The sequence below is a fragment of the Pseudomonas sp. GW821-FHT10B02 genome (assembly GCF_059415665.1).
In genome coordinates this window covers 114,934-126,897 of sequence record NZ_JBWKNR010000003.1, presented here as the reverse complement: position 1 = coordinate 126,897, position 11,964 = coordinate 114,934, and the positions used below count along the sequence as shown (strand labels likewise).

Below are 11,964 nucleotides of genomic sequence, written 5' to 3'. Positions count from 1 at the left end.
TGTGGGAGCGGGCTTGTCCCGCGATGATTTTTACTCAGCCAATTTGTAAGCGATTACGTAATCGCCCATTTTGGTTCCCAGCGAACCATGACCGCCAGCGGTCACCAGGACGTATTGCTTGCCGTCCTTACCGGTGTAGGTCATCGGCGTGGCCTGGCCACCTGCCGGCAGGCGTGCTTTCCACAGCTCCTTGCCGGTGTTGGTGTCGTAAGCGCGCAGGTACTGGTCCAGGGTGCCGCTCAGGAAGCCCAGGCCGCCCGCGGTGACGATCGAGCCACCCATGCTTGGCACACCAATCGGCAGGCCGATCGGGATCGGCGAACTGTCGCGGCTGGTACCGTTCTTGTGCTTCCACACCACCTGGTTGGTGGTCAGGTCGATACCGGCCACGTAACCCCAGGCAGGCGCCTGGCAAGGTACGCCCAGAGGCGACATGAACGGGTGCATGGTCACCGCGTACGGGGCGCCGGTGTTCGGCTGCACGCCGCTGGTTTCGCTTTCACGCTTGCTGCCGGCGGCGACTTGCTCACGCGGCACCATCTTCGAGACGAAGGCCATGTAGTTCGGCGAGGTGAACAGCAGTTGGCGGACCGGGTCGACTGAAACGCTGCCCCAGTTGAAGACACCAACGTTACCCGGGTACACCAGGCTGCCCTGCAGCGACGGCGGGGTGTACTGGCCTTCGTAGCGCAGCTCGCGGAACTGGATGCGGCAGAGCATCTGGTCGAACGGGCTGGCGCCCCACATGGCTTGTTCGGTCAGGTCCGGGCCAAGCAGGTTGAGGTCGGAACGGGCTTGAGTCGGGGCGGTATGGTCGCCTTCGACAGCACCTTGCGGGGCCGGGATCTCGCGGATCGGTACGATCGGAGTGCCGTCACGACGGTCGAGCACATACAGGCTGCCCTGTTTGGTCGGCGCGATCAGTGCAGGTTTGACGCCATCGGCGGTTTTCAGGTCGAGCAGGGTTGGCTGGCTGCCGACGTCCATGTCCCACAGATCGTGGTGGGTGAACTGGTAGTTCCAGCGCACCTTGCCGTTGCGCAGGTCGAGCGCGACGATGCCGGCGCTGAACTTCTCGGCGCCCGGGGTGCGGTCGGCGCCCCACTGGTCAGGTGTCTGGTTGCCCAGGGGCAGGAAGACCATGCCGAGTTTTTCGTCGACACTGGCCAGCGACCACATGTTCGCCGAGTTGCGGCTGTAGGTTTTGCCCGCTGCCAATGGTGCGGTGTCGTCCGGGTTGTTGCTGTCCCAGTTCCACACCAGACGGCCATCGTGAACGTCGTAGGCGCGAATCACCCCGGACGGCTCGTTGGTCGACTCGTTGTCGGTCACATGGCCGCCGATGATCACCAGTTCACGGGTGATCGCCGCAGGCGAAGTGGAGTAGTAGCCGCCAGCCGTGAACGGGCCGATGCCGGTGGTCAGGTCGATTACACCCTGGTTACCGAAACCTTCGCAGACTTTACCGGTGTCGGCGTTCAGGGCGATCAGGCGGGCGTCGGCGGTGGGCAGGTAGAGGCGACGCGGGCAGGCGCGGGCCACCACTTGACCTGCGTCGGAGATCTTCGGCGCCGGGCTGCCGTCAACACTGAGGTAGCTGTTTTCGTCGTAATACGAAACACCGCGGCAGGTCATGTGGGCGAAGCCCTTGAAGCCTACCGGACTTTTGATCTGCGGGTCGAAGCGCCAGATTTCGGCACCGGTGTCCGGGTCCAGGGCCAGCACCTTGCTGTGGGCGGTGCAGGCATAGAGCATGCCGTTGACCTTGAGCGGGGTGTTCTGGTTGGTCAGTTCCACCGGATCGTTGTCGGTTGGCAGGTCACCGGTACGGATACGCCAGGCTTCCTGCAGCTTGTGCACGTTGTCCGGGGTGATCTGGCGCAGCGGCGAATAGCGGTCACCGAACTCGGTGCGGCCGTAAGCCTGCCATTCACCATCGGGCATTTGCGGCGCAGTGCTGCTCAGGCCGCTGCTGTCGCGGCCCAGTTTGCCCTTGATTTCACCCGGATGGGTGAACTGGCTGGCGACGGCGGTGGCACCGGACAGGACCACGGCCAGGCTCAGCAGTGCCGGGTTGATCTTCGACGGATTGCCGAGCAGCGGACGACGCGCCCATGGCAGCAGCAGGACTACACCCAGGGCGAACCACAGGGCCAGACGCGGCACCAGTTGCCACCAGTCCAGGCCCACTTCCCACAGTGCCCACAGCGTGCTGCCCAGCAGTACCAGGCCGTACAGGCCCAGAGCGTGGCGACGCAGGGCCAGCAGGAGGATGCCGGAAAGGGCGAAACCGATCCCGGCGATCAGGTAGTACAGCGAGCCGCCGAGCTGGCTCAGTTTGATGCCGCCCGCCAGCAGGGCCAGGCCCATCAGCAGCAACAGCACGCCAATCAGGCGCGGCAGCCAGCGGGTTCTACTCAGGGCACCTTCTGTGCTCATCGTGTGTTCTCCGTTAAGTGAAAAGGGCGATTAAAAAGAGCTCTGGATCTTGATCCCGCCGATCAGCGCGTCGTCGACCTGGCTCACGCCACCGGGGTGGCGGATGTACTGCAGGTTCGGGCGCACGGTCAGCCAGTCGGCCAGGTGAATGCCGTAGTACAGCTCGGCGCTGTACTCGGTGTCCTGGATCGGACGGAACAGGGGATCGTTGTAGTCGCTGACACCGTTGGCCTCATTGAGCGCTTTGGCGTTCTTGCGGTAGGCGGGGTTGACGTGCACGCGGGCCAGGGCGAAACCGATGTCGTCCTTGGCGCGGGCGTCGAAGGGCCCCTTGTACACCACACCTGCCGAAACATAGTTGTCGATGGCATTGGTCTTCTTGTCGTGCAACGTGGCGTTGGCGAACACGCTCAGGCCACGGGAGTGGTCGGAAGCCTGCGACGTCAACTGTTGCTGGGCACCGAGCCAGAAGCCGTGCTTGCTCGAACTGCTGCGATAAGCCTGGCCGCTCAGTGCTGCCGGTTGGCCGTTGCTGTCCTTGTAGACATCAGTTGCCTTGGCATTACTGTAGTAGTAACCAGCGCGATATTCCCCTGGCAGGCCATTGACCGCCGGGCTCCAGACCAGCTCGACCGGGACCACCGCGCCCTGGGTGCCGCTGCCGCTGAGCTTGAAGCCATTGCCACGGTCCAGGTTCGAAGGGTTTTGCTCGTAGGCGCCGATCTGCGCGTAGAGCTCGGGCGTGAGGTTGTATTTGACCCGCAGGGCCCACTGGCTGACTGGCCAGTTGTACCAGATGTCACCGGCCCAGTTGCCCACCTGGGAGCCGCAGAACGCCAGGTTCTGGAAGTCGCAGGGGAAGCTGTTGAAGTCTTCACCCTGACCGAAGCGGCCGAATTTCACATCCAGCGCGCCATCGAAGTACTTCTGCTTGATCCACATCTGGGTCAGCCGCCAGGTCTGGCCGCGGCCCCAGACTTCCTGGGCCGAGGTGAAGCCGCCGACCCGTGGGTCATTGATGCGGTCGTTGCTGATGTTGTCGCCGTGGCGCTGGGTGACGGTGAGCTGGAACTCGGCGTCGTGCCAGCCGAGGATCTTCTGCAGGTCCAGGTGCGTGCCGAGGGCGAACTGGCCGCTGTAGCGTGCCGTCTGGTCGTCGTCATAACCGCCGTGCAGGTTGGCGCCCATCTCGCCGGTGTAACCGAGGGTGAAGTCGTAGCCGCGTTCAGCCAGCTCCGTGCGGGTGCCGCCCCAATCGCCGAGCATCCATGGCGAGTCGCTGGCGAACATCGCGGCGGCCTGGGCGCCGGGGGCGAGGCTGGCGATGGCCAGACCCGAAAACAGCGTCCGGGTGGCGGGGGAAAGGCGGAAACGATGAATCAGAGGCATGAGATAGCGCTATCTTTTGATTGTTGAAAAAACGGCAAGTGCGCCGGGTCCTGGGGATCTTCGGCGATATGGCTTCTGGGGGAGTGACTGAAGCGGTTCAGCTTGCGGCGGAGAGGATATAGCTGAATTTGTAAGAAAAAAAGTCAATTCAACAAGAGGGACCGTTGCTGGATTGGTAACAGTCGATGTGGGAGCCGGCCTTGCCGGCGATGGTATCAGCGCGGTGTCAGCTCTTCCGCGTTGCCTGTATCGCTGGCAAGGCCAGCTCCCACATGGACTGGTGTTGCCTTAGAAGGATGTACGCAGGCCTACCTCGACACTGCGCCCTGGCGCCGGCGCGATATCACGCAGGATGGAGCTGGCATAGCGCACGGTCTGGTCGGTGAGGTTCTCACCGCGCACAAAGGCCAGCCACTGGCTCTGGCCGATATCAAAGCGATAGCCAAGGCTGGCACCCAGGGTGGTATAGCCATCGGTACTGGTTTCATTGTCCGGTTTGTGGTGCTGGGCGCTGGCGTGCTGCACATCAACCCGGGCCTGCCAGCGCTCCCGTTCCCACAGCAGGCCGCTGTTCAGGCGCAGCGGGGCAATGCGTGGCAGGTCTTCGCCGCTGTCCAGGTTCTTGGCCCGGGTGTAGTCGCCGGACAGCTCCAGGGCAAAGCTGCCCAAGCGGTTTTGCGCCAGCTGCCAGCGATCCTGGGCCTCGAAGCCGTAGAAGCGCGCCCGCACACCTTTGTACAGGTACTCGGGCACGTCACCGGCGTGCTCATGATCGTGATCATGGTCGTGGTCTTCATCGCCATGGTCATGATCGTGGTCATGGCCTTCGCGCATATTGCCGCTGGCCAGCAGGCCGATGTAGTTGCGGAAGTGGCTGTAGAACACCCCGACGCTGCCTTTGTGCACGCCGTTGTCGAAGCGCAGGGCCAGGTCGCTGGAAATCGCTTTTTCTTTGCTCAGGTTCGGGTCGCCGACTTCAAACGTGCCGGTGGCGACGTGGGCGCCATTGGCATACAGCTCGTAGAAGGTCGGTGCGCGTTCGGTATAGCCCAGGGTCGCGGCCAGCGACCAGATCGGCGTCAGCGTATACACCGCACCGGATGACAGGCTGGCGGCGGTGAAACTGCTGGCACTGTCGGCCTGGGCGAAACGCTCGCTGCCCTGGCTGTCGGGATCGATCCGGGTGTGTTCCAGGCGACCACCCAGGCTCAGGTTGAGGCGCTCGCTGGCTTGCCATTGTTCGAGCATGAACAGCGCCAGGCTATTGGTATCGCTCTGCGGGACGAAGGCCTCCTCACCGAGGGCGGAAAACTCGTTGCGGCTGACCTGGGCGCCGATCACGCCTTCCACCGGCCCCCAGGGCTGATGCCGGGCTTCGACCCGTGCTTCGTAACCCTTGTTCTTGAAGGTGGTGTGCACTTCGCCGCCTTCCATTTCACGATGCTGGTAATCGGTGTAGCCGACGTCGAACTTCAGTGTGCTGAAGGGGCCATCGAGATCGCGCAGTTCGGAGGCGAAACCGTAGTGATCCTGTTGCATGTCCAGGCGCACGCCGGGTTCGGCCACCGAGCCATAGTTCGAGTCGTAGCGGCTGTAGGACAGGCCGGTGTAGCCGTGATCCCAATGATAGGAACCGCCGACGGCACCGCCATCCTGGCGGCCGTCGCTGTTTTCCAGGCGATGCTTGCTGCCCGGCTCGTCGGCGTCGCGGACCTTGGAACTGCGGGCATAGCCGGGGATGCGCAGGTCATTGAATTGCCGGCTGTTGGCGTCCAGGTGCAAGGCAAAGCGGCCATCGCCGGCTTCCAGCTTGCCGGCGCTGCTGCGTGTGGTGTCGGCACCGCCGTAGCGCAACTCGCCAGCGCCATGAATGCCGTCGACGGGGTCGGTGGGGATGCGGTTGTCGAAGCTGTTGACCACGCCACCAATGGCGTTGCCACCGTAGAGCAGGGCGGCCGGACCGCGGACGATCTCGATGCGATCTACGGTGGCCGGGTCCAGCGGTACGGCGTGATCGTAGGACAACGATGAGGCGTCCAGAGCGCCGACGCCATTGCGCAGAATGCGAATGCGATCACCGTCCAGGCCACGAATCACCGGACGGCTGGCGCCGGGACCGAACCAGGTCGAGGCGACACCGGGCTGGTTGTTCAGGGTCTGGCCGAGACTGCCTTTTTGTTGCAGGGCCAGCGCGTCACCTTCGAGTACGGTGGTGGGCGCGGCCAGTTCGCTGTTGCCCAGCGGGTTGGCGGTGATGACCTGGGGCTGCAACTCCACGGCCTGGCTCAGGGGTGATGCGAGCCAAAGGGCAGCAGTGAAAGGGGAGAGTCGAAGGGGCAAGCGACGCATGGGCTGCGGGGTTCCTTGGGAGGGTAATGGTATTGATACAATATAACATTACCATTTGTCGTGCCGCTGCGCCTACTGCAGCTGCGCTAGAATGTTTGTAGCCAGCCCACCCCTGGGCTAAGGTGCGCACCTTTGATTCGCTGGAGCACAGGCATGACCACCGCCAACCCCAATCCGCTGCATGGCGTGACCCTGGAGCAGATCCTCACCGCACTGGTAGCGCATTACCAATGGCAAGGGCTGGCCGAGCGTATCGATATCCGCTGCTTCAAGAGCGATCCGAGCATCAAGTCGAGCCTGACTTTCCTGCGCCGCACTCCCTGGGCCCGGGAGAAAGTCGAGCGTCTGTACCTGAAGCTGCAGCGCGGCCGCTGACCTCATGGTCCGGCGCGAGGTCGTGATCGGCCTGGGCGCCTGCCTGGGCTGGAGCGCGCTGGCGATCCAGCTGTACCTGGTGCTGTGGGTGCGTTGGCAGGAGCAGGCCAGCCTGATCGGCGGCCTGGTGAACTTCTTCAGCTATTTCACCGTGCTGAGCAATACCCTGGTCGCCGTGGTGCTCAGCCAGGCGGCATTCGGCCGCGAGTCTGCGGCGCGGCGCTGGTTTCTCGGCCCGACAGTCAGTTCGGGTATTGCCGTCAGTATTGTCCTGGTCGGTCTGGCCTATAGCCTGTTGTTGCGCCATCTGTGGCAACCGCAGGGCTGGCAGTGGCTGGCCGATGAGCTGCTGCACGATGTCATGCCGTTGCTGTTCGTCGGCTATTGGTGGTGCTGCGTGGAGAAAGGCAGCCTGCGGCTCAGGCATCTGTTGGCCTGGTTGCTGTATCCGGCGGGGTATTTTGCTTATGCGCTGCTGCGCGGAGAGTCGATAGGGGTCTATCCCTATCCGTTCATTGATGTCGCAAGCCTTGGCTACGGGCAGGTGCTGCTCAATGCCTTGGCGATCCTGTTCGGCTTCATTGCCATCGGCCTGCTGATACTGGGCCTGGATCATTGGCAGGGCGGGCGCCTGGCCAAGGCCAGGACGCAACCCTGATGGTGCCGGTTATTCGTCGTCGTGTGGGTCGAGGCGCCAGTAGGCGGCGGCCTTGATCAGGTTTTCGTTGACGCCTTTTTCGTCGATCAACAGGCGCTTGGTCTTGCGGGTCAGGGCTTTTTCCAGGGCAACCCACGCGTAAAGCTGACCTTCAGGCAGGATCAGATCCTTCACCACCTCCAGCAGATCCTGCTGGTGCCGCTGGACCCAGATCACTTGCACCTGTGCCTGGCTCACCAGGTCTTGTTGTTCCTCGGCATCTTCGATCTCGATGACCGCCAACACCTTGCGCGTGGCCGGCAGTTCTTCCAGGCGCCGGGCAATGGCCGGGATCGCGGTTTCATCGCCGATCAGCAAATAGCTGTCGAAGATGTCCGGCACCACCATCGAGCTGCGCGGGCCGGCAATGTTGAGCACCTGGCCGACCTCCGCCTGGGCCGCCCAGGTCGACGCAGGGCCGTCGCCGTGCAGGACGAAATCGATATCCAGCTCACCGGCTACCAGATCGATACGCCGTGGGGTGTATTCGCGCATGGTCGGGCGCAGGCCGTCGCGACTGAAGTCGAGGTTGTCCAGCGCCGCCTGTTCTTCTGCCGAACAGGCGAACATCAGTTTGACGTGATCGTCGCTGCCGACACTGGTGAAGCCTTGCAGTTGCGCTCCGCCCAAGGTGATGCGGCGCATGCGCGGGGTCAGTTCGGTGACCCGCAGCACGTCCAGGCGGCGGTGTTTGATCTCATGATTGACGCGATGAATCGCGTTGTTTTCGCTGGCGCTCATTCGGTTTTCTCCGTGCTGGTCGCAGTGGGCCCTGCGACGATGGCTTTGGCGGTGTTGTTGAGCAGGGTGCGCACCCGCTCGATTTCTTCCGGATTCCAGCGGCCACTGTGCATCTGCAGGGCATGGCGCAGGTTGTGTACCGCTTCGTGGATCTCTGGCGGCCGGTCGTGCCCGTACAGCGAGCGCTTACTGACCTCGATGCGCATGCGCACGCCGTCCAGGGCGATGGCTTGCTCGGCCAGCGAATCAAGGCCTGCAGCGGTGACGCTGTAGAGCTTCTTGCTGCCATGCACCTGGCCGACGATCAGCTCGCTTTCTTCCAGGAAGGTCAGGGTCGGATAGATGACGCCCGGGCTTGGGCTGTAGTTGCCGCCGAACAGGCTTTCGATCTGGCGGATCAGGTCATAGCCATGGCAGGGCTGCTCGGCCAGCATCGACAGCAGCAGCAGTCTCAGGTCGCCAGGGGCAAAGACCCGTGGCCCGCGGTCGCCACGCTCACGGCCGTGGCGGCGCTCGAATCCGTCATGGCGTTCGCCATGTTCGCGGTGGGGGTGATGTTCACGCATGGAGGGCTCCGTTTGCGTTAGATGTATCTTTAGATACTACTCAAGATATATCTTAAAGCAAGCGTGAGATTGAGAATATTTCTCATCGGAAAGGGGCGGGAGATGAACGGTATCGCTGGCAAAGCAACGCCCTGGCATGTGTCAGCTGCCTGGGCGTTGCTGCAAAGGGCTACTGTCGCGCTACTTGTTGTGGGGCCTTGCACAGGGTGTGGCTACCGGGTTGCAGGTAGGGGGTGAGGATCGGGGCCATGCCCTTGAGTACCTGCACCGGCAGGGCCGAGGTGAACTTGAAGGACTCGGCGGCACGCCCGGGGACGAACGCGGTGAGGGTGCCGAAGTGGTTGTCGCCAAGGAAGAACACAAAGGTGGCCGTGCGGTTGATCGCTTTTGAGCCCAGCAGGCGGCCACCGGCTCCCCAGCTTTCGAGCCGGTTATCGCCAGTGCCGGTCTTGCCGCCCATGACCATCGGCGTGCCGTCATTGAGTTTGAAGCTGCCGGACACCCGCCGTGCGGTACCGGCATCGACTACTTGCGAAAGGGCCCCGCGCAAGGCGCGGGCGACTTCCACCGAGAGCACTCGTTGGCCGAGGTCCGGGTCACCTGCCAGGCGCGTTTCATACGGGGTATCGGCGGCAAAGTGCAGGGTGTCGATGCGCAGGGTCGGCAGACGGATACCATCGTTCTGGATGATGCCGATCAGCTCGGCCAGGGCTGCCGGGCGGTCGCCGGAGCTGCCGATGGCAGTGGCCAGCGAGGGCACCAGGTGATCGAAGGGATAGCCGACCCGTTTCCAGCGCCGATGGATATCGAGGAACGCTTCGATTTCCACCAGGGTACGAATACGGCTGTCACGCGCGCCTTTGTGCCGGCTCTTGAACAGCCAGCTGTAGACTTCCTGGCGCTCGAACTGGCTGGCCTGCGTCGCCTCCTGGAAGCTGGCATTGGGGTTGTTCAACAAGTAGCCCAGCAGCCACAGGTCCAGAGGGTGAACCTTGGCGACAAAGCCCTGGTCGGGCAGATCGAACTTGCCGGGGCCGTAGGCGTAGTACAGGTTATCCAGACGCTCATCGGTCAGGATGTCTTGCTTGGTGGGCTTGCGCTTGGTGTCCTGCAGATCCTTTTTCACGTGGGCACGGACGAAGGCGTTGAAGGTGGCCTGGTCAGCTTCGGGGAACAGGTAGCGGTGGACGGCGGCCAGGCGGATCGGCGTGATGCGCAGACTGTCGAGAAAGGTATCCAGGCGCTGTTGCGAAGTTTTGCGCTGGTACTTTTTCCAGAACCTGCGCAGGTAGTCGGTGCCCTCTTTGTCGGCAAAGCGCGCCAGGTACTCCTGGCGGCGCGGCTCGGCATCGTCCTTGAGCAAGCTGATGCTGCTGCCCGGCGTCTGGTAGGTGCTGTAGCGCACCAGGTCACGCATCAAACGGATAAACGGCAGGTTGATCGACTCGCGCAGGGCGTCTTTGAGCGTGGGTATCCGGTTGTTGTCTTCTTTGCGAAAGTTATTGAACACATGCATGCCGCCGCCGGTGAAGAAGGCTTCACCGGGGCCGGCCGAATACTTGCGATTGAGCGCGGCATCGAGCATCGCGGTGATGTTGCGGTCCTTGTTCTGGATCAGGTAGTCGAGGGCCCAGCGGGTGATGAAGTCCAGTTCGGCGACCTCGACCTTTTTCAGGTCGGCGGCGGGGGTATTGGCGTACTTGTCATGCAGTTCGGCGATGATTTCCAGGTAACTGGTCAGCACCCGCAGCTTGGCGGTGGAACCCAGTTCCAGCTTGCTGCCTTCGTTGATGTCGAACGGCTGGTCGGTACTGTCGGTCTGCACCCGCACACGCGAACCATTGGCGGTGCGTTCAAGCAGGGTAAAGCTGTAGCGCACCTGGGTGGTGCTGGTCGGGGTCAGCAAGCGTTCGCCAAACAGGCCGAGCTTCTCGGCGATGGCCGGATCGGCAAGGTCCTTGAGGTACTGGCTGACCTGGCCTTGCAGGTCGGATTGCAAGGTGCTGGTGGCTGACAGGTCGAGGCGGTCCAGGTCGTACAGCGGCCGGGCCAGGGCCAGGGACAGACGGCTGCGGGCCACGCTGATGCCCTTGTTGGTGACGATCGGCTGGATGGTCGGTTGTGCTACCCAGTCGCGGTAGGTCGCCTTGCTGGCCAGCGCAGCGTCGGCCAGCGGCCGGTCGACAATATTGGCGGCGGCCAGAATCCGGATGTGACTGTCGGTCAGCTCGGCCAGTTCGTTGCGGCCCTTGGACAGAAAGTGTGAGGGACGGCGCTGGGCAATCATCAGCGACAGTACCTGACGCAGGGCCAGACCGCGTGCGGCCATGCTTGCCGGGTCGGTCTCGGTCGAGGCCAGGGCCTGGTTGACCTGGGCGAAGTCGGCGCCGTACCAGACTCGCAAGCCCTCGGCCATGCCATGCACTTCACCATGCCCGGGCACTGCCGACAGCGGCACGCTGTTGAGGTAGTCACGGACGATACGCTGGCGTGCTTCGAGGGTTTGCGGGCCGCCCTGATAGGCGCGCACGCTGGCGGAAATCATCTGACGGATTTTCTCGCTGCCGGAGACGGTCAGGCCGTCAGGCGAGTGGCGGTATTTCTCCAGCTGGGTGGCCAGGGTGCTGCCACCGGCGGACTGGCCGGGCAGGGCCAGGTACTTGGCGACCTGGCTGTAGGCCGCCTTGGCAAAGCGTGGCCAGTCCACGGCCGGGTTGGCGTTGGGGTCGTTGGGGTCGAGCAGGTCGCGGTTCTCGATGAACAGCAGGCTGTTGACGATGACCGGCGGGATGGCGTCGAAGTCCGGGTACAGGTACTGCGGGTAGTGGTACTGGTAAAGCACATCGCCCTTGCAGTCGGTGATCGACAGCCCGGTCTGGATCTTTTCTTTATAGGGCACGAAGAAACCGTGCTCGGTGTAGTCCATCAACGCCGGGGAAAAATGTACCTGCTCGCTGATTACATAGTCGCGTTTGAGCAGGCGTGGCAGGAATTCCCCCATCGCGCTGTAGCCCAGGCGTTTATCGAAGGGCCCGTCCCCCGGATAAAGGATCGCATCGCTGGGCCCCGGCTGCAGGGAGTAGGTCAGGGTCGAGGCGAGTTGGCTGAGCTCGCGTGATTGCAGGCGCGAGGTGTGCAATTCATTGGCGATGGCCATTCCCAGTGCAATCAGGGCGAGCAGCAGCACCAGCCAGACCAGCCGCCACCACAGGTGACGCTGGCGAGGGCTTTTTGGCAAAGGCGATTCTTCAAGGGATTCAGAGGGAGTTTCCTTACTCGTTGGTTCCGATTGCCACAATGCGCCCATAGTGTTCAGCCCGGCTACGTATTTTCGTCTTGCTTGCCTGAAGCTTAGACGGTGAGCGGGTTTGGTGAAAAATTTGTAAGCCCTGTAAGGCGGGTCCTAAA

The 11,964-nt window shown here is 62.9% G+C and carries 8 protein-coding genes; 2 read left to right on the top strand and 6 right to left on the bottom strand.

What is annotated here, in order from left to right; translation table 11 throughout:
- Positions 1–30: 30 nt before the first annotated feature.
- The 3 genes from AC07OF_RS06260 to AC07OF_RS06250 form a co-directional block, all read right to left on the bottom strand.
- Complete coding sequence (locus tag AC07OF_RS06260; protein WP_157191374.1) at positions 31–2,439, bottom strand: glucose/quinate/shikimate family membrane-bound PQQ-dependent dehydrogenase; 2,409 nt, start codon at positions 2,437–2,439, stop codon at positions 31–33.
- 30 nt (positions 2,440–2,469) lie between these two features.
- Positions 2,470–3,828 (bottom strand): carbohydrate porin, encoded by a 1,359-nt coding sequence (locus AC07OF_RS06255; protein ID WP_157191375.1) that lies wholly within the window; start codon positions 3,826–3,828, stop codon positions 2,470–2,472.
- 288 nt (positions 3,829–4,116) lie between these two features.
- Positions 4,117–6,177: a TonB-dependent receptor gene (locus tag AC07OF_RS06250; protein WP_495072672.1), complete on the bottom strand. Its 2,061-nt coding sequence runs from the start codon at positions 6,175–6,177 to the stop codon at positions 4,117–4,119.
- Positions 6,178–6,330: 153 nt separating this feature from the next.
- Here AC07OF_RS06250 and AC07OF_RS06245 point away from each other — a divergent pair, with 153 nt between their 5' ends.
- Positions 6,331–6,552, top strand: a complete 222-nt coding sequence (locus AC07OF_RS06245) for a VF530 family protein (protein WP_107024588.1) — start codon at positions 6,331–6,333, stop codon at positions 6,550–6,552.
- 4 nt (positions 6,553–6,556) lie between these two features.
- Entirely contained in the window at positions 6,557–7,210 is a 654-nt protein-coding gene (locus tag AC07OF_RS06240) for a Pr6Pr family membrane protein (protein ID WP_157191376.1), read from the top strand.
- Between the two features lie 9 nt (positions 7,211–7,219).
- On the opposite strand, the gene AC07OF_RS06235 is transcribed toward AC07OF_RS06240, so the two are convergent.
- From AC07OF_RS06235 to AC07OF_RS06225, 3 genes are all read right to left on the bottom strand, one after another.
- The gene (locus AC07OF_RS06235) at positions 7,220–7,990 is read right to left on the bottom strand and encodes a siderophore-interacting protein (RefSeq protein WP_157191377.1); all 771 of its coding nucleotides are present in this window, start codon (positions 7,988–7,990) and stop codon (positions 7,220–7,222) included.
- Positions 7,987–8,556 carry a PadR family transcriptional regulator gene (locus tag AC07OF_RS06230; RefSeq protein WP_157191378.1) on the bottom strand — a complete coding sequence of 190 codons (570 nt, stop codon included), beginning with the start codon at positions 8,554–8,556 and terminating at the stop codon, positions 7,987–7,989. Before AC07OF_RS06230 ends, AC07OF_RS06235 begins: the two co-directional genes overlap by 4 nt.
- Positions 8,557–8,725: 169 nt before the next feature.
- The gene (locus AC07OF_RS06225; RefSeq protein WP_157191379.1) at positions 8,726–11,863 is read right to left on the bottom strand and encodes a transglycosylase domain-containing protein; all 3,138 of its coding nucleotides are present in this window, start codon (positions 11,861–11,863) and stop codon (positions 8,726–8,728) included.
- Between the last annotated feature and the right edge of the window lie 101 nt (positions 11,864–11,964).